This window comes from Flavobacterium branchiophilum NBRC 15030 = ATCC 35035 (genome assembly GCF_002217205.1).
Lineage (GTDB): Bacteria > Bacteroidota > Bacteroidia > Flavobacteriales > Flavobacteriaceae > Flavobacterium > Flavobacterium branchiophilum.
In genome coordinates, this window is the sequence record NZ_MUGT01000084.1 from 1 (window position 1) to 22896 (window position 22896).

18 protein-coding genes and 1 other RNA gene are annotated in these 22896 nt (G+C 29.2%); 2 read left to right on the forward strand and 17 right to left on the reverse strand.

Annotation, left to right across the window (positions count from 1 at the left end):
• A partial coding sequence (locus tag B0A58_RS16450) for a hypothetical protein (protein WP_165766322.1) occupies positions 1–452 on the forward strand: 452 nt, incomplete at its 5' end.
• Between the two features lie 36 nt (positions 453–488).
• Here the strand turns inward: B0A58_RS16450 and B0A58_RS10190 are convergent.
• The 17 genes from B0A58_RS10190 to B0A58_RS10285 all read right to left on the reverse strand — a co-directional run bounded on the left by B0A58_RS10190 (position 489) and on the right by B0A58_RS10285 (position 22159).
• Positions 489–905, reverse strand: a complete 417-nt coding sequence (locus B0A58_RS10190; RefSeq protein WP_014083960.1) for a hypothetical protein — start codon at positions 903–905, stop codon at positions 489–491.
• Positions 906–916: 11 nt separating this feature from the next.
• A complete protein-coding gene (locus B0A58_RS10195) occupies positions 917–1861 on the reverse strand; it encodes an NAD(P)H-dependent flavin oxidoreductase (protein WP_089080974.1) in 945 nt (314 codons plus the stop codon).
• A gap of 16 nt (positions 1862–1877) precedes the next feature.
• Positions 1878–2480, reverse strand: a complete 603-nt coding sequence (locus B0A58_RS10200) for a GNAT family N-acetyltransferase (RefSeq protein ID WP_089080975.1) — start codon at positions 2478–2480, stop codon at positions 1878–1880.
• Positions 2480–2836, reverse strand: coding sequence for a hypothetical protein (locus B0A58_RS10205; protein WP_089080976.1), 357 nt, complete (start codon positions 2834–2836; stop codon positions 2480–2482). Before B0A58_RS10205 ends, B0A58_RS10200 begins: the two co-directional genes overlap by 1 nt.
• A gap of 18 nt (positions 2837–2854) precedes the next feature.
• Positions 2855–4033, reverse strand: a complete 1179-nt coding sequence (locus tag B0A58_RS10210; protein ID WP_089080977.1) for an AIR synthase related protein — start codon at positions 4031–4033, stop codon at positions 2855–2857.
• 227 nt (positions 4034–4260) lie between these two features.
• On the reverse strand, positions 4261–6177 hold the full coding sequence (gene glgB / locus B0A58_RS10215; protein WP_089080978.1) for a 1,4-alpha-glucan branching protein GlgB: 1917 nt from the start codon (positions 6175–6177) through the stop codon (positions 4261–4263).
• A gap of 17 nt (positions 6178–6194) precedes the next feature.
• Positions 6195–7475 carry a glucose-1-phosphate adenylyltransferase gene (locus tag B0A58_RS10220; protein WP_014083954.1) on the reverse strand — a complete coding sequence of 427 codons (1281 nt, stop codon included), beginning with the start codon at positions 7473–7475 and terminating at the stop codon, positions 6195–6197.
• 116 nt (positions 7476–7591) lie between these two features.
• Positions 7592–9022, reverse strand: coding sequence for a glycogen synthase (locus B0A58_RS10225; protein WP_089080979.1), 1431 nt, complete (start codon positions 9020–9022; stop codon positions 7592–7594).
• A 326-nt stretch (positions 9023–9348) separates the two neighbouring features.
• Positions 9349–10839 (reverse strand): aminotransferase class V-fold PLP-dependent enzyme, encoded by a 1491-nt coding sequence (locus B0A58_RS10235; RefSeq protein WP_089080981.1) that lies wholly within the window; start codon positions 10837–10839, stop codon positions 9349–9351.
• 391 nt (positions 10840–11230) lie between these two features.
• A complete protein-coding gene (locus tag B0A58_RS10245) occupies positions 11231–11629 on the reverse strand; it encodes a thiol-disulfide oxidoreductase DCC family protein (RefSeq protein WP_089080983.1) in 399 nt (132 codons plus the stop codon).
• A gap of 45 nt (positions 11630–11674) precedes the next feature.
• On the reverse strand, positions 11675–13123 hold the full coding sequence (locus tag B0A58_RS10250) for a DUF4407 domain-containing protein (protein ID WP_089080984.1): 1449 nt from the start codon (positions 13121–13123) through the stop codon (positions 11675–11677).
• Positions 13124–13711: 588 nt separating this feature from the next.
• Entirely contained in the window at positions 13712–15511 is a 1800-nt protein-coding gene (locus B0A58_RS10260) for a protein kinase domain-containing protein (RefSeq protein ID WP_089080986.1), read from the reverse strand.
• Positions 15498–16379, reverse strand: a complete 882-nt coding sequence (locus tag B0A58_RS10265) for a hypothetical protein (RefSeq protein WP_089080987.1) — start codon at positions 16377–16379, stop codon at positions 15498–15500. Before B0A58_RS10265 ends, B0A58_RS10260 begins: the two co-directional genes overlap by 14 nt.
• 2 nt (positions 16380–16381) lie before the next feature.
• Positions 16382–17368, reverse strand: coding sequence for a vWA domain-containing protein (locus B0A58_RS10270; RefSeq protein ID WP_089080988.1), 987 nt, complete (start codon positions 17366–17368; stop codon positions 16382–16384).
• The gene (locus tag B0A58_RS10275; protein WP_089080989.1) at positions 17355–18743 is read right to left on the reverse strand and encodes a phospholipase D-like domain-containing protein; all 1389 of its coding nucleotides are present in this window, start codon (positions 18741–18743) and stop codon (positions 17355–17357) included. Before B0A58_RS10275 ends, B0A58_RS10270 begins: the two co-directional genes overlap by 14 nt.
• Before the next feature lie 118 nt (positions 18744–18861).
• A complete protein-coding gene (locus B0A58_RS10280; RefSeq protein WP_089080991.1) occupies positions 18862–21012 on the reverse strand; it encodes an endonuclease MutS2 in 2151 nt (716 codons plus the stop codon).
• 97 nt (positions 21013–21109) lie between these two features.
• On the reverse strand, positions 21110–22159 hold the full coding sequence (locus B0A58_RS10285; RefSeq protein WP_089080990.1) for a glutaminyl-peptide cyclotransferase: 1050 nt from the start codon (positions 22157–22159) through the stop codon (positions 21110–21112).
• An 87-nt stretch (positions 22160–22246) separates the two neighbouring features.
• Here B0A58_RS10285 and ffs point away from each other — a divergent pair.
• An RNA gene (ffs, locus tag B0A58_RS10290) (signal recognition particle sRNA small type) lies at positions 22247–22344 on the forward strand.
• Positions 22345–22896: the final 552 nt, after the last annotated feature.

Here is a 22896-nt window from a genome sequence, read left to right on the forward strand (position 1 = left end):
ATCGGCAAGTTGGGTTAAGCCAATGGCAAGGAACATATGATTTAATCATTACAACTTGGTTTACAGCTGGAAATTTTTATCCAGAAAATTTTTCTTTTGAAGACTATTCTACCCATGAAGCTGTATTAGATTTGAGTATGAATCCAACTTTTGATACAATTTTTAAAGCAGCTTATCAAATATTGCAACCCAATGGAGCAATTGTGTTGGGAGCATGTTATAAAGACAATCAAAACACAAGATTAAAACAGGAAAAAGCATATTTAAAAATGGGAATGCATGTTATTACAACACATAAAGATTCATTTACTGCAACAAAAGAAGGCTTTTGGTCGCAAAGATTTACAACCGAAAGAATTTACAATTATTTTAATTATGTAAATAAAAATAAAATTACATTTATTGACTTAGACACTTACGAATATGCTATGCAAGTAATTATTTCAAAATAAAATACTTGATAAATAGTTTTAATGATAAAAAAATCTTTATGGTATAGCTACCATATTATAATTCAACATACTTTCGTTATAAGTTATGTACAATTGTTTTCGATTGTATTGGTCTTTTCGAGTAATGATGGAAACGATACATTGCTCTCCATCTTGATTTGTACACACAAACGAAGCATTTTCTTCAAATTTATTACTTTTAACCTCTAAATATTCTACAATTTCATACAATTGAATGATAGAAGAATACACAACAATTCTATTTTTATTCAAATCTAATTTTACAATTAATGCCGCATCAACCGCTTTTGACCATTTTTCCCATAAACCATCTTTCTTTTTTTCGGCTACCGAAACATTAGTTGTTTTATAAGTATATACTTGTGCATTTGATTTTTGAAAAAAAGCAAACATAAATATTAGTATTATACTTAATTTTAAATTAATTTTCATAGATTTTAAATTTAAAAATTTAATTGTGTTAAATTAGATTTTGCAATTTTAAATTCATTTATCATATTTTCAATAATATTTACAACAGGCAAAACATCATCTATCAAACCTGAAATTTGGCCAATTTCAAGTTCGCCTTCAATTAAATCTCCTTCAAACATGCCTTTTTTTGCACGTCTTTTACCCAACAATTTTTCTAAATCTTCTTTAGTATGTGGTTGTGCATATACATTTTGTATATCGTTAAAAAATTTATTTTTAACCAACCTCACGGGGGCTAACTCCTTAAGAGTCAATAATGTATCTCCTTCGTTTGCCTCTACAACCACTTGTTTGAAAGCATCGTGAGCCGAACTTTCAATCGAAGCTATAAAACGGGTTCCCATTTGAACACCATCGGCACCCAAAACCATGGCTGCCAACATGCCTTTACCGGTAGCTATACCGCCCGCAGCTATTAATGGAATTTGCAAAACTTTTTTTACCATTGGTATCAATGTAAATGTAGTAGTTTCCTCCCTTCCATTGTGGCCGCCAGCCTCAAAACCTTCAGCCACCACAGCATCTACACCTGCTTCTTGTGCCTTTAAAGCAAATTTGGAGCTGCTTACAACATGGACAACAGTTATACCTTTTTCTTTCAAAAAAGAGGTCCACGTTTTAGGATTCCCTGCCGAAGTAAAAACAATTTTTACTCCTTCTTCCACAATAATATTCATAATCTCCTCAATATTTGGATACAACATGGGTACATTGACTCCAAAGGGTTTGCTTGTACTTTTCTTACATTTTTGAATATGGCTTCTCAAAACATCAGGATACATACTGCCAGCTCCAATAAGCCCCAAACCTCCCGCTTCACTAACAGCACTGGCAAGTTTATAACCGCTATTCCAAATCATTCCTCCTTGAATAATAGGATATTCTATACCAAACAATTTTGTGATGCTATTCATTTTGATTCAAATAATTTCAATTAATTTTTAATTTTAGTTTTTGCTTAACTTCACCAAGCCATTCTGATTTTAAAATACTCAAAATGATACTGTCTCTTCTTCCGCCTTCGAGTGTTGGAGTATGACTTCGAAACAAGCCTTCTACTACACAGCCAATGCTTTTCATTGCTGCAATACTTTTAGCATTTCTATTGTCGGCTCTAAATTCTACTCTTTCTACATGCAATTGTTCAAAGGCATATTCTAATAATAAATATTTACAATTTTTATTTAATCCCGTTCCTTGAAATGCTTTTCCGTACCACGTATAGCCTAATTGCAAGGTTTTAAAAGGCAAATTGATGTCATAAAATCGGGTGCATCCTGCATATTTTTGTTGTTTTTTGTCAAAAACAATAAATGGATATTCTGTTTTATTTTCTTTTGCAGCTAATGCCAATGTGATGTAACGTTCTAAATTGCTTTTTCCAGCTGCAGTAACCCATCCAAACTGCCAAATTTCTGGTTCATTTATTGAAAATTCCAATAAATGTGCAACATCTGAAATTTCTAATGGTCTTAATAAGACAAATTCATTTTCAAGTACAATATAATCTTCCAAAATATTTAATTTAATCATTATTCATTCCATTCGTCGTATCGAATCGGTATTTGAGGGTCATACAATACTGCATGATATTCTTCTAATATAGCAACCAATTTATCCATTATTTTGCCTTCTGTACCATAACAATCAATAAACACAGCTTGCAAAGTTGTTTTTATTTGAAAAGCTCCTTTACCTTTTGGGTTTTTCCAGCTATCATCATCAATTTTTTCCCAATCCTTAAAAATATTAATAATTCTATTAAGAATAATATCTATCTGTAAGTTTTCTAACCCATCAACTGCATTTCCTTCTGCCAATGATTCATACACCAATTGATGATTTAAGTAAATTCCTTCCTGATATTGCCAAAAAACCAACTCGTACATAATGATTAAATTTCAAAATTAATATTCAAACACCCCATATTCACTACTAATTGTAAGTTTTGTACCAGAATATTCAGCAACCTTACCAACAATTTGAGCATCAACTCCAAAAGATTTTGATATAGCAATAATATCGTTTGCCAAATGCTCTGGCACATACAATTCCATTCTATGTCCGCAATTGAAAACTTGATACATTTCCTTCCAATCTGTTTTGGATTGTTCTTGTATTAATTTGAAAAGTGGAGGTACAGGAAACAAATTGTCTTTTATAATATGCAGATTTTCAATAAAATGCATAATTTTAGTTTGAGCTCCACCACTACAATGTACCATTCCATGTATGTCGTTTGGGGTATATTTTTCTAAGATTTTTTTAATAATTGGGGCATAAGTTCTTGTTGGTGATAAAACCAATTGCCCCGCATTAATAGGCGAATTTTCAATTGAATCTGTCAATGAAATTTGTCCTGAATACACTAATTCATCAGGAACAAGAGCATCAAAACTTTCAGGATACTTTGTAGCCAAATATTTAGAAAAAACATCATGTCGAGCAGATGTCAATCCATTACTACCCATTCCTCCATTGTAATTTTTTTCGTAATTTGCTTGTCCAAATGAGGCCAAACCTACAATCACATCGCCTGATTTAATATTCTTATTATCAATCACTTGGCTTCTTTTCATGCGTGCTACTACAGTAGAATCAACAATAATAGTACGTACTAAATCTCCTACATCTGCAGTTTCACCACCTGTAGAATGAATTGTTACTCCATGAGTATTTAACTCTGCTATCAACGCTTCGGTTCCATTGATTATAGCTGAAATAACTTCGGCAGGAATCAGGTTTTTATTTCTACCAATAGTAGAGGACAACATGATATTGTCTGTTGCTCCAACGCAAATCAAATCATCAATATTCATTATCAAAGCATCTTGAGCAATGCCTTTCCATACAGCAATATCACCAGTTTCTTTCCAATACAAATAGGCCAAAGCCGATTTTGTTCCGGCTCCATCAGCATGCATTACCAAACAATATTCTGAATCATTTGTTAAATAATCTGGAACTATTTTACAAAAAGCTTTAGGAAATAATCCTTTATCTATATTTTTTATGGCATTATGTACATCTTCTTTTGATGCCGAAACGCCTCTTTGATTGTATCTTTTTGAGGTATCTGTACTCATGTTGTAATTTTGTTTTCGATGCAAATATAATGTTTTTTTCAAAATTATAGTTACATAAATGGATCTGTAATAAAAATCTAGTTTTGAAATCCTGAAAATTGAATTAATTTGGAAATTATCACTTACAAATACTAAAATACATACTGAAAATATGTTAATTACATAATAATAAAACTATATAAATAAAAATTATTTAAGAAAATTGAAAGATATTATTTATATACTATTTATACTTCATTTTGTATTTTACAAACAACAATACCAAGTGGTGGCAAAGTAAGAGCCGCTGAAAATGGTTTACCATCACGACTGGTATTAACTATTTGAATAGGATCAAAATTTACAACACCACTTCCACCATATTGTAAGTTATCACTGTTCATGATTTCTATTAATTTTCCATTTTGCGGAATGCCCATTACATAATTTTCTCTAACAACGGGTGTAAAATTACAAATTACTATCAAATTATTACAAATATCTTTTCCTTTTCTTACAAATGAAAATACAGCATTTTGATGATCACTATAATTGATCCATTCAAAACCTGCGGGGTCAAATTGATTTTCATATAGTGCTGGTTGCGATTTATAACATTGGTTCAAATCGGTTATCCATTGTTTGATGCCATTATGCGAACTAAATTGGAGCAAATGCCAATCAAGACTTTGATCGAATTGCCATTCAGAACTTTGTCCAAATTCAGACCCCATAAACAATAACTTGGCTCCTGGATGTGCATACATATAGCCATACAAAAGTCGTAAATTTGCAAACTTTTGCCATTCATCTCCTACCATTTTTTCAAAAATAGATTGTTTACCATATACTACTTCATCATGAGACAACGGCAACATAAAATTTTCTGTAAAACAATAAGTCATAGAAAAACTGAGTTCATCCTGATGGTATTTACGATAAATACTATCTCTCTGAAAATATTGTAAAGTATCGTGCATCCAGCCCATCATCCATTTCATTCCAAATCCCAATCCTCCAACAAATGTTGGTTTTGAAACCATGGGAAACGAAGTGCTTTCCTCTGCAATAGTTTGAGTATCAGGAAAATTGAGATATACAGCTTCATTAAATTCTTTTAAAAAACTAATAGTATCTAAGTTTTCCCTTCCTCCATAAATATTAGGTTCCCATTCTCCATCTTTTCTGGAATAATCCAAATACAACATAGAGGCTACCGCATCTACTCTAAGCCCGTCTGCATGATAATGCTGCAACCAAAATAAAGCATTACTGATTAAAAATGCTCTTACTTCTTTGCGTCCATAATTAAAAACCAAACTTTTCCAATCAGGATGGTATCCTTTTCGCCTATCTGGATGTTCATACAAGTTGGACCCATCAAAATAGCCCAAACCATGAGCATCATCTGGAAAATGAGAAGGAACCCAATCTAAAATTACGCCAATACCCGCTTGATGTAGTTGATCTACAAGAAACATAAATTCCTGTGGGTTTCCAAATCGCGATGTGGGTGCAAAATAGCCAACTAATTGATACCCCCACGATGGATCATAAGGATATTCCATAATTGGCATAAATTCTACGTGAGTAAATCCTGTTTCTTTTACATAATTTACCAATTCTACGGCTAATTCTGTATAACTTAAAAAACTGTTGTCGTGTGTGTGTCTTCTCCACGAACCCAAATGTACTTCATATACTGCAAATGGTTTGTCTAAAGCGTTATGTTTTTTTCTGTTTTGAATCCAATTCGTGTCTTTCCAATTATAATTCAAATCCCAAACTACCGAAGCAGTTTTAGGAGGATGTTCACAATAAAACCCAAAAGGATCTGCTTTTTCTGTAACAACATTATCTATATTAGATAAAATACAGTACTTGTATAATGCTCCTTTGTTTATACCAGGAATAAATCCTTCCCATATACCTGATTCGTCCCATCGGACGTTCAAAGGATGTTCTTGGTTGTTCCAATAATTAAAATCGCCTACTACATGTACTGCTTTTGCAGATGGTGCCCAAACCGAAAAATATACGCCTTGTATTCCATCAATTGTAATCAGATGGGCACCCAATTTTTCGTAAAGCTTAAAATGTTTTCCTGCTTTGAATAAAGAAATATCGAAATCCGAAAATAAAGAATGAGCTAAAACTTTATTCATAATTATATTTTTTTAGTTTATTTTATTTCAAAATTATTAGGAATGTTTGCTCCTTTTTTTACAACTACAATACCATCTTTTATAGAATATAAATCGGTATTGACATTTTCTAAATGTTGTCCTCCACTAATATATACATTGTTGCCAATTCTACAATCTTTATCAACTATTGTATTATTTATAAAACAATTTTCACCTATTCCAATTAATAATTTACTTTCACTTAATTCATGATTCATATCATCAATATTTTGATAAAAATCATTACCCATTATATAACTATTCTGTATAACAGTACCCTCTCCTATTCTGGAACGAATCCCTATTACAGAATGAGAAATTTCTTTTGCATTTAAAATACAACCTTCAGAAATTAAAGATTTATTAATTAAAGTGTTTTTAAATTTTGATGGCGGTAACAAACGGGGTCTTGTATATATTTTATTATGATTGTCAAATAAGTTAAACTGTGGTATGTCGTCTGTCAAGCCTATATTGGCTTCAAAAAAGGAGTCAATATTTCCAATATCAGTCCAATAGCCTTCATATTGATAGCTTAAAATTTTCTTTTGTCCAACTGCCTGAGGGATAATTTCTTTACCAAAATCCTTAGTATCTGGATTTGCCATCAAATCTTTAAGCAATTGACGATTAAAGATGTAAATTCCCATAGATGCTAAATAATGTTTGCCCTGACTCTTCATATCTTCACTTACATCAGATGTCCAATCTTTTAGCAATTCTTTGGCTGGTTTTTCAATAAAACTTTCAATTAACGAATCGGAATTTGTTTTTAATATTCCAAATTCAGGAGCATCCTTTTCATTAACAGGCAACGTTGCAATCGAAATATCGGCTTCATTTTTGATGTGTTCCTCTAGCATTTCATTAAAATCCATTTGATACAATTGATCGCCCGAAAGAATTAAAGCATAATCAAAATCATGATTTAAAAAGTGTGGCATACATTGTCTTACTGCATCAGCTGTACCTTGAAACCATGTTGGGTTATCAGGCGTTTGTTCTGCTGCTAATATATCGACAAAAGACTGACTAAAAATACTAAAATTATAAGTATTTTTTATATGTGCGTTTAATGATGCTGAATTAAATTGTGTTAAAACAAACATTTTATATATATCTGAATTCATACAATTTGATATAGGAATATCTACCAATCGGTATTTTCCTCCAATAGGTACTGCCGGTTTTGATCTTGATTCCGTCAGTGGATATAACCTAGAGCCTTGCCCTCCTCCTAAAATAATGGCAATTACATTTTTCTTTTTTGGTTTCATGTGCGTAAAATTTTATATTTAGTTGTAAATTCTTTGTTGGTTATTGTATTATTTTTTTATAAAAATTTAATTAAAAAATAATTATATGTCTTTTCAATAAAATTAAATTGTAACTTTTAACTTGATTTTAATTGGTCAATTACTTCTCTATATAAATCCAAATATTCTTGACAAACTCTTTCCCACGAATGGTTTGTTTGCATGGCTCTTTGTACAATTTTATAATAATTTTCTTTATCATTAAATAATGTTATGGCCCTTCCTATAGAGTAAACAATGTCTTCTACACTTGCCTGATTATGGCAAATACCATTTCCATTGTCACCAAAATCTATCACAGTATCACATAAACCACCTGTTCTTCTTACTATTGGAATACAACCATACCTTAAAGCATACATTTGATTTAGTCCACAAGGTTCTACCCTCGAAGGCATCATTAAAAAATCAGAACCTGCATACATCAAATGTGCTAATTGTTCGTTATATCCTATAAATGTATTATAATTACCCGTAAAATTATGTAATAAATGATTCAAATCATTTTCTATTTTTATATTTCCAGAACCTAAAATTAGTATATTTATGTTTTTATGATACATAGAAAGTGCTGTTGCAGCAGCTAAAGGCAATAAATCGCCCCCTTTTTCATCAAAAAGTCTTCCTATAAAAGAAAATAATGGTTTAGTTGGGTCTAAATTAAATTGTGCACACAACTTTTCTTTATTAAGTTGTTTTCCTTTACCTACAGTTTTCAAATTATACTGCGTTTCTATTGATTCATCCGTTTCAGGATTCCAAACCACTACATCAATTCCATTTAAAATCCCTTTGGATTTGTATCGCACTTGGTTGAATAAGGATTCCAATCCATTTGCAAAATGATTTATTTCATTCAAATAATTAGGAGAAACTGTGGTTACCGCATGGGCACATTTTACAGCTACTGCCAACGAATTGATACAATGATCCCACTCTAAAATATTGACAAATGCCAAATCGAAATCAGGCAAATAAAATAATTTTTCAAAACCAAACTGGCCTTGATACAACCCATTATGAATGGTTATTGCTGTTGCAACGTGTTTGATTTTTTCATATTTATAACAAAACGATAACATAAATGGAATCAAACCCGTATGGTGGTCATGACAGTTAATAAAGTCTGGTATTTCATGTCGGCCATTAATCCAATCTAATGTAGCCACTTGAAAAGCTACAAAACGTTCAATATCGTCTTCATAGCCATATACTTGTGGTCTATCCAACAAATCTGGAATGTCAATTAAGTACAATTCATAACCTAATTTGTTTGAAATTTCTTTAAAAACATTGAATTTAAAATTAAAATGTCCTAATTTTACTTCACCCCAATGCACACATTCTAAAGCATTTTCATGCTTAAATTTGGTATCATAATAGGGCATTACAACCCGCACTTGATGGCCCGCAAGCGACTGATATTTGGGCAATGCCCCAACAACATCGGCCAATCCACCTACTTTTGCTATAGGATAACACTCTGCACTTATATGAAATATTTCCATCAATAATTTTTAGTTTTAGTTTTATAGTTTTTTTGAATTTTGAAATATAGTCATTTATTTTTAATAAATTACAAACGCACCAAAATTTATTTGTTTTTTATAAATGACCTATTTTCAAATCCTTTTTTTGTAAATAAGTTTGATGTACATTCAAAATATTGACATTTATACAAATTTATAAAACAATTTATAGTATTTTATGGGTTATAAAAACGGAATTATTGATGATGATTTTCAACTATTTGAGCCACTATTCAAAATTGGTCAAAAAAAAAGTCTTTACTACAATTGTAATAAAGACCCTTTTTTTAAATATTTTAAAACCATTATTCAAACCATGAAGCAACCATTGTGGCAACATCTGACTGATAGGTGCGATGATAAAACTCATTTGAATTTTGAATATAATGATAATCCTTACCCCAAGTTTCAAAATTTGCAGCTAATGCTTCAATACTATCACATACATACGCTATTTCTTCATCTGTAGTAGTTGGATGTATAGACATACGTATCCAACCTGGTTTTTCGATCAAATCGCCCGAAGCAATTTTACAGACCAACTCGTTTGATTTTTCTTGATTGACATTCAATAAATAATGACCATAAGTTCCCGCACAACTGCAGCCACCACGGGTTTGAATTCCAAATTTGTCATTCAATAATTTTACACCCAAATTAAAATGCAAATGGTTGATATAAAAGGATATAACCCCTAATCTATCGGTGGTGTCTCCCGCCAAAATATGGAGGTTTGGAATATCTTTCAATCTTGAAAAAACATACGAAACCAATTCTTTTTCTCTTGCTAAAATATGTTGAACCCCCATCTTTTCTTTCAATTGAATTGCCAATGCGGTTTTTATCACTTGCAAAAATCCAGGTGTCCCTCCATCTTCTCGCTCTTCAATATTATCTATATATTGGTGTTTACCCCACGGGTTTGTCCAAGTAACTGTGCCACCTCCTGGGCAATCGGGCACTAAATTTTGATATAATTTCTTATTAAAAATTAATACACCAGAAGTACCAGGGCCACCTAAAAATTTGTGGGGCGAAAAAAAGATAGCATCCAAATAACGAGACTCATCTTCGTGCATGTTGATGGCAACATAAGGGCCAGAACAAGCAAAATCTACAAAACACAATCCTTTATTGTCGTGCATCAATTGTGCCACATCCATATAAGGTGTTTTAATACCCGTTACGTTGGAACAAGAGGTAATAGAAGCTATTTTGATGGTTTTATGTTTGTATTTTTCTAATAATGCTTTCAAATGATCTATACAAAACAACCCTTTTTCACATGGCGGAATAACTACTACTTCAGCAATTGTTTCTAGCCACGACGTTTGATTCGAATGATGTTCCATGTGAGATATGAAAACAACGGGTCTGATGTCGTTTGGAATAGTAGTAAAAGATTTAAGATTTTCTGAAATTCTCAAACCCAAAATACGTTGAAATTTATTGACAACCCCCGTCATTCCTGTACCATCTGTTATCAAAACATCATGTTCGTTAGCCTGAACGTGTTGTTTGATAAGGTGCCTAGCCTTATGATAGGCCATAGTCATGGCAGTTCCTGATACAGTAGTTTCTGTATGTGTATTGGCTACAAAAGGGCCAAACTGATGTATCATTTTTTGTTCAATTGGTTCATACAAGCGGCCACTTGCTGTCCAATCTGTATAAATAATGCGTTGAACACCAAAAGGCGATTCAAAAGTTTGATGAATTCCAATGATTTGATTTCTAAATTCTTGAAAATAAGCTTCTAAATGATTGCTTTGTTCATTTGATGTTTTTATTGTCATTTTATTGCGATATATTTAACAAAGATATATATATTTAATTTATTTTCAAAATTTAATAGAATTATAATAAATCCAATGCTCAAATCAACTTTACGATAACAGCTACATTTTAAATAAAATAGTCCATATTTAGTCTTTTGGGGCGTTCCCCAAGGTCGTGTTATCTGTTTCAAACAACGTTCATTGAACTCCAAAAGAAATATCATATTGTGAAATAATCTTTTTTGAGGCAGGAAAAACCTCAAAAAAGGATTTCCACTGCTATCCCTAACTCTAAAAAAAAAAAAATCAAATTCAAATAATATTTTGTGCATATTTGTAAACTATCATCTACATAAAAAATAAAAAAGACAATAAAAAAAAATATTTTTAATTTACAAAAACATTATAATTATAAAAATTTATTTTTCAAACTTGGATTGGGCATCAAACAGCTTTCCTTTTTGCCAAACCATTTATAACGATTTTTAGCAACAAAATCATATATTACATTTCGAACTACTTTAGGAATAATTTTAAAAACAACCATTATGTTCCAAAGACCATCAAAATGAAGGGCAATTTCGATAGCTGCATCAGATTTTATATAATATTGATTTTCAGCAACATACAACACAATGCTATCCACTTTGTTTCTGTCCAAATGTATAGTATTTAAAATGTTTTTTCCTTTTTCAGAATCCAATGCCACAAACCGAAAAACATCATTTATGTCGTGCTCAATTACAAACAAAACCGAAGCCTCACACAAATTACAAACTCCATCAAATAAAATTATTTTTTTATTCATTATATAAGCAAATTAATAAATTATATCTAAAATAAATTTATATTTTTAATACAAATGCTTCTTTCTAAAATCATCAATTTGTTTCTTAGCTACATCATTTTGAGCTAATGCAATTTCCTCTAATAAATTTATATGAAGGTTTTTTTCTATTTTATTTTTTTTATTTTCAATTTCAATTTCGTTAGTGTTTTTTAAATCGTCTAATTTCTTTTGATGATTTAAATAATCTTCTTTTCTTCGTTCTAAATCCTCTTCAATTTCTTTTTCTTTTTTGTAAATTGCAAAATCGTAGGCACCCAACGGTGTTGAAATTTTAGCAATAGTTGGTAAAATTTCAATTGTAAAAAATAAAATTCTTATCAACCATAAAAGAAATAAAATAGCAGTACCTTCTTTGTTTGTTTCAATTCTTTCAACTTTTTTTCCTTTTGCGTCTAATATTTCTGTTATCTTAATAGTACTTGCTAAATCTTCTAAAACCATAAATCGTAAAACGAAACCTTTTTTATCTTGAATCTTTTTTTCAAAACCTCCTTTTATTGTATCTGATTTTTTTATACTATTTGAAATTTCTTTTGATTGGTTTATTAAACTTGTTTCAAGTTGTTTTTTTTCTTTATCTTTATTGGTTAACCAATCATTTTTATAATCAATATATTTCTGTTTTGCTAAATTCAAACCGCTTTTATCGAATTTATTTAAATTGCTTTGCGCAATATTTTTCGCTCTTAGTTTATTTGAATATTCACGCCATTGTGAAGTTGATTGGTCTTTTTGATTGGAATTAAATTCTTCTGGAACTTTATTATAAGCTCTGTTAGATTCATTAACAGAAGTATTGTATTGATTTAATAAAATTTGATACTTGTTATTTCTTGAATTAAAATCACTTTTTAGATTATCATATATTGGATCACCTTTTGGTTCTCCGAACGACAATTCATTTTTTAATTGTAGCGCATTAATACTATCTCGTTTTAACAACTTTTCCTTGTCAGAAACAGCTTCATTTCGAAGTGCAGCCTGCTGAACTTCATATGTTTGATCTAACTTGTATTTTTCCATGTGAAGCTCAATATTTTCTTGAAATATTAATAACTCCAATGGTATTGAAATAATAAAAGCAATCAATAAAGCCATAATACCTCTAGAAATTAATGGTACCCAAAATTTCTGTTTTTTTAAGGTAGGGTCTTTTTTTAGTGTAACTACCATACTACGGTCAATACTAAATATTAATGCACTCCACAAAAGCCCAAAAATTATTGCTGTTGCATAGCTTTCACCAAAGTACCACCCAGCATAACTTCCAGAGAAAAAAGCTAGAACAGTAGTCATAAATATTGTAAAACCAATACCGGCTTGCCTATTGTAGTCTGTAGGACAATCTTTTAAAATATTAATTTCGCAACCAGACAATAGCCAAAAGAAATATTGGACTTTGGAATATTTTAGTTTTTTAGGATTAAAATTATTTTGAGAATTCTTCTTCATATAAATTGGTTATTTTGTAGTAAATTGAATTAAAATTTTTATATTTTAATGTAAATGGATAATGCAAAATAAAAAGCATAAAAAAATAGAATGCAATACTAATCATTATAATTAATGAACCATTTTCTTTGTTTAACCATGATTGAAATAAACCATAAGGTAATTTCCATATTTTATTATAAATAGTCAAATTTAATACGCCGTCATTAATTAAAAAACAATATTCTATTTGTAAGATAAATAATTTAATAAGAAATGGTAAGGTTAATATGACTGAAATTAGAATTGATAGTAAAAAAACGAATTGAATTCTTATTCTTTCAGTATTGGCTGAAATAAAAAAAGTTGTTTTTTTGATATAAAAATAAAACAATGTTGAATAGGTTATGCCTATTAACAGGCAAACTAAATTATTATCAAAAAAAAGGGATGTAGCAACAAAGCCTGAAAAAAAAGCAATTAATATTTGTATAAAAAATAATAATCCAATACTAGAAAAAATATTATATGAAGTTTTACAATAATTAACAAAAAATGGATTGTAATTAGCTAATTCCCATAGAAATATTTTAGTTTTTGATTTAGTACTCATTTTGATAGCAAAGTTTTTAAAGTTTTAGAAATACTAAATTTTTCCTTTTTTTCTAAAAAATTATTGAATATATTTTTTTGTTCATCAAATACTTCATGAGATAAATTGGATATTGAAATATTCAATGTTGGCATTTTTGGCATTGCTAAATCTAAAGGCGGAACTTTATGCAAATTTTGCACACTTATTTGAATTTTTTGAGTTGCCTGAAACAAGTCATTTTGAGCAATTAATGTAAATGAACAATCGTTTTTTGGTTTTAACTCTATACTGCTTTTGCCTGTTACATCAATATCCGCATCATAAGAAGATGATAATGTAACTTTTGAATCATTTTCTGTTTTCCAAGATAATCTTATTGGAATACTTTCTACAACAAAATCAAGATTTGATTTGAATTCAATTATTTCTACTCTTTTAAATACTTGAATTTTAATTTTTTCAGAAATGGTTTCAATATTATCTAAACCAATAACTTTTAATTCATAACTTGTATCTTTTAAAGGGCTAATTTCAAAGTTTAGAATTGATTCAACTTGTTCTTTTTTACCATCATAAATTAGAAACACTTTTGAAGCATTACTTACACTCCAATTAAAAAAAGTACTCTTATTATATTCTATTTTTTGATTGTTTGCTTTAAAATGATTTATTTTTGGTTTGTTAAATACTTTTAATTCATAATTAATTTTTGCTTTATCAAATGGGTTTTCTAATTGAAAAATTATTTTTTTTGAAGAATAATTTTTTTCAGTTATTTTACCAGAAATTGGATAATCTTTTCCATCAATTTTGACAGATTCTGTATTCTCTGATGTCCAGTTTATTGTAACTTCATTGCCTTCCAATGGAATTTCAGGACTATGATTGATTACTATTTTTGGTTTTGGAAAAACTCCATTTAAAATATCTTTAATATTATCAATATATATTGAATCACTTTTTAATGATTGCTTAATGCAATAAACTAATTTTTGAACTTCTTTCATATTTGAAAGTGTTCTAAATAATTCTGAATCGTCTGGATTTAGGAAGTCTTCTTTAGTGAAAATAATATTTTCGCCATCATTAAATTTATCATATAAATCTAATGAAACAGTCAATGCTAATAAAGATGTATATATATTTAATATTGAAAAGTGATCAATTTTTTCGTTGAAATCTTCATTCGTTCTATTTGGATGTTGATACGAGGGTGTACCTTCTTCAATTGACTTTTCTCCTAATAATTTTGGAACAAACATACCATCATAATCAATTAAAAAAAGATTTAACTTTTGATCAATCATTATATTGCTCAATTTCAAATCTCCATGTGCAATACCTTCATTTAAAAGTGTAGTCGCAATCTTTTTAAAATTTTTAGCAATTTTATTTATTTCGTTTACTTTTTTCTGACGTACAAGTGAGTTTATTTTGGATTCTAAATCATCAGCTTCAATCCATTTCATGATAACACCAGGAAAATAGCATTTTTCATCAGGTATCCCTATCAACTCAACATAAATTAATTTCTCAATAAATGTAAAGTTTATAAAAAAATCATGCTTTGTATTTTCTAAGTATGAGGAAATGGATTTTAACCTTTGAAACCTTCCTTCTAATTCGGCTGAAAAAAGTTTTAAGGCGTAATCGTTATTTTCGTCTTTCACTTTAAAAACAATTGCATTACCACCTGAAGAAATAACTAATTCATCATTTTTATAAAATGGGCGAAAAACGTATCCCCCATTTTCTTCAACAGGAAACATTTCGCTAATTACAGAATCTTTATATTGTTTTTTAGATGGATACATTTCCTTCAATATAAATTAGTGAATAATCATCAATTTCAATTTCATTATTGGTATGTAATAGTTTCATATTGTTAATAAACTCTTCTTCATTTCTTGAAATAGATTTCAAGTAATTTAATAACATTTTAATTTTTTTAAAATCATGATTCATATTAATTTGACTTTTTTTGAATTCAAGATTTTGATTATTTAAAGATTTTAAGAAACTTTGGTTTATACCTAAATCAACTAATAATGAAAAATCAATTAATGCAATATTTAATAATATCCATTTTGCCAAACTATCCGAAGCCATCACGCAAATGAAATTGTTTATTATTTCAAAAGAATTAAATGGTAATTCATTTAGTAAATCATCATTCCAATTCAATAAATTTGGATAACTTTCAATTTCATCTTGTTCGTTTATGGATGATAATTGTTTTAGTATAATTCCATTTTTAGTTTCTTCAAAAAAGAAAAAACATGAATCGCCAATAGATGTATAGTAAAATTCATTAGCCATTTTATCAAGCCAACAAGCAGTTAAGGTAGAATAAGACCCATCTTGATAAACTTTTCTATTTAATATTAAATCAGTTAAATCAGCTTTTAATATAATTTCTTCATGAAATTTTATAGAGGTATTCTCAAACCAATTTCTAATATCTAGTCCAAATTCAGCAGGATTATTTGGTATACTTTTACAAAGAAACTGAGCCCACTCTTTACAAAAAACACCAACACCACCAGCTCCATCACATAATACCCATGAATAAAACATTTCATCTGAAGATCTTAAACTTTCAATTGAGTCTTCGTTTTCATCCTTTTTCTTATCCAATAAATTTGCTATGGATTGTTTAAATGTACTTATTGAAATACTCATTACTATATTTTATTTTTTAACGTGTAAGTTCCAATATTTAAAAAAGGAAGTACTGTTTCTAAATTCCCGAATACGACACCTTTTATGTCTTCAATTGAGTTATTTATTGATGGAATAAACTTCTTTAGATTATTTGGAATTGTACTTGACATATCAAATAAAGTCACTTCATTCTCATTACCTTCAAAAATATTTCTTTCAGTAAATAATGGTAACTCTTTAAGATTTTGGCTATTTTCTGAAAGCAAAAGATTAAATAATAAAGCTTTACCATCATTGGTCTCTAAGCTTTTAATTTTATCAGCAGCTTCAATCAATTCTGAGTAATCTTCTATATCATTAGCTTCACCATCTGTTATATTAAAAACCATGGGAGGAAAACTATTTGGGTTATTTCCAACCCATTCTTCAACAAATGAATAACATAACTCAAACGCACCTTTCATTGGTGTATTTCCACCGTAAGTAGGTTCTACCCATATATTAACTTCTTGTTGTATTTCACGTAATCCAAATTTTTTAGGATTGGGTACTGTAACTATTTCCTTTCTTATTGAACCATTTCTTAGTTCGTTTACTGATACCCAAGTTTTATTTTTGAGTTTCCCTTCCCAAGCAATTTCAACAATGTTTTTATAATTTCCATCTTCATCTTCTTTACCATAACCAATAATTAAAATTTCAAAATAATCTTTTATAAATTCTGTTTTTTGACAAGTCAAAATAATTTCATCTAAAAATTGATTTACAATTAAGGATAAATGCTCCGCTTTTGATTTAATACCACCTCTATTATCTTCAATTTCATCTTTCATAGAATACGATTGATCAATTAAAATGACAAATGCACATGGGTTTGTGCTAGTTATTCTGTTTGAATACTGAGTAGCTGATAATGCTGAATTCCTTGCAGACATTATATTTCCTGCGGATTTTATTGGATTGACGGAATTACTCCCTGTATTTGATGGTAAATTAGTATTGCTCATTTTTTATAGTATTTAATTCCTTCTCTAAACGCTCTTGTTCTTCTTGATAAAATAAATCCATGTCTTTAATAGAGATAATATCTCTATATGCTTTGTCTTTACTTATTTGTTTTAATTGCTCTTGTAAATTTTGTCTTTTTTGTTTTAAATATTCTAATCGTTCTATCAATTTTTCTTTAGAACCATAACTAGAATTATCGTCGCTATCAAAAATGCCATTTTCAAGATTTGAAAGTATTTCTGACACCCTTTTTAAATCATTTTGATCATTGGCTTCGTTTAAATCTTTCATTATTTTTTCCGCTTTTTCCCAAATTTCAGGGTTGTCAGGAAATTTATTTTTAACAATATCTTCATGACACAAAAAAGCAGCCTTTCTATACTTTTGCTTTAATTCCTTTTTTTCATCATCTGATAATTCAAACTTTACTTCTTCTTTAGCTCGTTCAAAATCTTGTTTATACTCATTATAATTCTCCTCCGCTTTTGCATATTCTTCTGCTTTCTTTTCATGCCCGAGCTGTTCTAATCTCCATTTTTTTAGTTGTAATATTTCAAGTAATAAATCCCCAAATTTAATATTATAGCTATGTACAAAATCTGAAATCAATTTTTCAATGCTTACCTTTTCATTTTCAAGGGCAACAATTTCAACTTCAAGATATTTAATTTCCCATTTTATTCTTTCTACATCAAAATCAATAAATTCGGTTAAAGATTTTATTCTTTTCAAATAATCTTTAATTTGAGTAGATGCAACCGCATAATTTGAATTTTCTAAGTACGATACAATAGTTTCAATATCTTTTGTAACTTCATATTCTAGAATTTTACTTTGATGAATCTTTATTTGTTCATATTCATCTAATTGTATTAAATTATCAATAATGATAAGTCGCTTTGAAATAATTTCAGCATCAAATTTAATTAACGGGTCTTTTCCATGGTATAAAACTTTAATCCTTTTGAACTCATCAATGAAAGATGAAGCTAAATCAAAATTATCACTAGAAATGGTTATATTTTCATGGTTTGAAGCTGCTTTCATGCTCCAATTATACGAACCTGTAATGGTGTTTATTTCGTCCACAACACAAAATTTATTGTGCATTAAAGAGCCTTGGTTTTCATTAATTAGATACACTTTTCCACCTGCTTTTTCTAAGTCTTTATAGTTTATTCTACACCCTCTAGTAATAAAATCATCTACTACTATTAGCTGTACATCTAGCCCTTGACTTGCTTTGTCGCATAAAATCTTAAATAATTTAGAATCCGTAAACCAAGCAATTGCAGCATATATAGAATGATTTGAACTTTGAAGCTCTTTAGATATGTGTGAACGAATGTTCTTGAAATATGCTTGTGTTACCATTAAATTATTAATTTTGAATCTAATATTCAGCAAATATAGAAATTTTTTCAGACATTTACAATACCAACATGCTTTTAATATTGACAGCAAATAAGATGTATTGATTTACTTATTGGTTTTACACCACTTCCAACTCCTCCAAACTTACTTTGGAAGTAAACATGCCATAATTGACGATGGCTTTGTTTTTTTCTATTTTGTCTATTGTGCCTAATGCACGTCCTTCTATCATTCGTACCCTATCGCCCACTTTCAAGGCTACTTTGGGTTTTTCGATTACAGGTTTGAGTTTCTTCTCCTTTTTTTCTATTCTAATTTCTTCAACAATTACTTCAACTTCTTTTATAATTTCTTTCTTTTTTTCAATTTTTTCTTTAACTTCCTTTGGGCTAATTTTGATTCTTTTGGAATTTTCTATTTCTATTATTTTTAAAAATTCATTTACAAGATTTTTTTTGTTTTTATTATTAAAATATTTCAATGCCAAATCATCAATTTTCTGTCCAATGTAAATCATTTTTTGATTACTATCATATAATTCCTGATAACTTTCAAGTTTTTGTTGTATTTTAGTATTTATACGTTCCATTTTTTGGCTCTCTTCTCGTGCCTTTGTTTCTTCTTCTTTTAAGGTTTGAGACGTTTTTTCCATCTTCGACCGTTCTTTTTGCAAATTGGCTATTGTTTTGTCAAATCGAACTTTGCCACCTTCTATTTTCTTTTTGGCTCGATTAATCAATCCAAATGGAATACCATTTTTTAGGGCAACTTCAAATGTAAACGAACTTCCGGCTTGACCAATTACCAATTTGTATTGGGGTTCCAGTGTTTTTTCATCAAAAAGCATATTGGCATTTGAGGCAAAAGGCAACTCGTTGGCCAACATTTTCAAATTGGAATAATGGGTTGTAATAATGCCAAAAGCACCTCTGTGATAAAACTCTTCTAAAAAAACTTCTGCCAAGGCACCACCCAATTCAGGATCGGAACCTGTTCCAAATTCATCTATCAAAAACAAGGTTTTTTGATTGCATTTTTTCAAAAAATAGTTCATGTTTTTCAACCGATAACTGTATGTACTCAAATGATTTTCAATGGATTGATTGTCGCCTATATCGGTTAGGATACGGTCGAACAAACATGTTTCACTTCGTTCATGAACAGGAATCAACATACCCGATTGCAACATCAATTGGAGTAAACCAACGGTTTTCATCGAAATGGTTTTACCGCCAGCATTGGGCCCAGATATTACAATAATTCGATTATCGTTTGAAAATGATATGGTTTGAGGAAAAGTAATTTCGCCTTTATTTTTATTTGATAAATATAAAATGGGATGAAAAGCTTCCTTAAAATATAATTTTCTTTCCTCAACAATATGGGGCAAAATGGCCTTTATTTTATTGGCATATTTGGCTTTTGCAGCCACCACATCTACATCACTCAAAAAATCTTGATATGTAATAATTAATGATAAATAATTACTTATAGCATAAGTTAATTTTTTTAATATTCTAATAATTTCTTCTTTTTCTTCATATTCTAAATTGCTTAACGTTCTAGAGTATCCTAATGTGGCTTCTGGTTCTATATATGCAATACTACCCGTTTTGGAAGTTCCTAAAATGCTGCCTTTTACTTTTCGCCTGTACATGGCTAAAACGGCCAAAACCCTCCTGTTTTGAACAAAACTTTCTTTGATGTCGTCCAAATAACCTAAAGATTGGTATTGAGAAAGTGCCGATCCAAAACTTTGATTTACTTTTCCTCTTACTACATTCATATTTTTACGAATTTCTTTCAAATTTAATGAAGCATCGTCCTTAATTTCGCCATATTTATCAATCACAACTTCAATCAATTGGATGATTTCTTTTGTATAGGTTACTTCCGATGCCCGTTGGTGCAAATTTGGGTAATACGTTTCAAATTTTTTAAAAAATAAGATAAGAGCATTAGCATTTTCAGAAATTGTAATTATTTTTTTAAAACTACTAGCCTCTAAATAACTGTCTTCTATAGACAAGTATTTAATTTCATGAGCAATACCTTCAAAACCATGATTAGGAATAGCATTATTATTGTCAAAGCTCGAAACATATTCAGATGTTTGCAATAAAGCCCCCATCAATGCATCTTTATCTTTGTAAGGTTTTATTTTAAGGGCTTTTTCTTTGCCTAAATCCGTATTGCAAATATCAGAAATAGTTTCCAAAACAGTTGGAAATTGCAAATCTTGAAGCGTTTTTTCTGTAATAGAAATCATCATTTTATTTTTCTGTTTTTTAGTAGGTATTCAAGAATTATGTCTTAATTTAAACTTTTGACTTAATACTCAAGATTTAATACTTAAGACTTAATACTTACTGTAATGTAATTTCAAACGTTTTGTCCCAATTTTTACCCGTAACAAAAATGGTATTTGTCGATTTTTTAAAAGCTATTCCATTCAAAACAGCTTCTTCTGATTTGCTTTTTATTTTTTGATGCAAAGCAGATAAATCAACTATGCCTTCTACGGCCCCAGAATTTGGATCGATCACCACAATAGCATCTTTGTGCCAAATATTGGCCAACAATTTACCATTCATCCATTCCAATTCATTCAAACTTTCAATTTTTGTACTTCCTGAATAAACATTTATATGAGAAACCATTTTTTGAGTGGCTGCATCCATTGTCCAAATACGTGCAGTGCCATCAGACTGATACAAATGTGTGCCATCGTTTGTTAAACCCCAACCTTCAATATTTTGATCAAATGGAAACGTTTTTTCGAGTTTCCATGTTTTTAAATCATATATGAAACCCAATTTATCTTGCCATGTCAGTTGATATACTTTGTCTTTTAAAATAGTGATTCCTTCTCCAAAATATTGGTTGTCTAATTTGATATAATCTACAATTTTGCCCGTTTGATATTGGGTTTTTAACAATCTCGATGTGCCTTTTTGACCTGTCCCTTCATATAAATCATTGCCATAAAATTCAAACCCTTCTGTAAAAGAAGTGGTATCATGCGGAAAAGTATTCACAATTTTATAATTTAATAATTGGGGTTCAATAGAAGATACAATTTCAATTTTGGATACAATTTCTTGATTTTTGCCTTCAAAATATACGAGCGCTTTAACATCTTGAAGTCCCAATATTTGATTTTTCAATTCAAATTTAAAGGCTCCAGCTCCTTTTTGTGCACCAATATTTTTTTCATTTAAATAAAAAATAATGCTATCGATGGCTTTATTTTCTGGATTTTCAATGCCAATTTGCATCGACTCGTTTCGAGTATATTGACTTTTAAAGCTTTTTTTATCAAAGCTAAACATATTTTCTTTAGTACTATTACAAGAATAAAGCCCCAAAAGAAACACAGTTAAAATACTATAATACAGTAATTTATAATTTTTCATAACTAAAAAGTTTTTTAATAATCCAAAAAAATAGATAATAATTAATATTTACGCTTGCAAATATACAAAAAGATTGTATATTTGCAGCGGCAAGTCCTACACGACCAGCTCCTGCAGAATCCCCCAGGATGGGAACGTAGCAAGGGTAAGCGGTTGAGCGGTGCGATGTAGGTCGCTTGCCATTTTTGATAATCTTCCATTTGGAAGATTTTTTTTTGCTTAAAATTTATAAAAATAAGATTTATTTTATTTTCTATATCCTTCTTTTATTTACTTCCATTATTTTATATTTTTATTTTATAAATCAATTATATAATATGATTAAATTATATCTTAATTTTTTATTTTTTTTATAAAATATAAAAATATAAATAAAATATAAAAAATTATACTTTTTTATAAAATAAATCTTCAATTACTAAAAATTTTTTTATTTAATCTTTTTACCCATATTATTAGAGATTTATAATTCTAAATTTTATAATAAACAAATTGCACTAATAAATCAATTTATGAAATGATTAAATTAAAATTAATATTTTAATTTAAAAAATCGTTGATTTAATTGATTTTGAATAAAAAAAATGATTTTATTATTGTAATAATAATATTTAAAATAATATAAAATATCATAAAAATAACAATTTATTAAATTTATTATTCATATTAATTTACAAATATTGATATTTAATTTAAAAAATAAGATTGTATTTTAAGCTTAATAAAAAAAAAAAAAT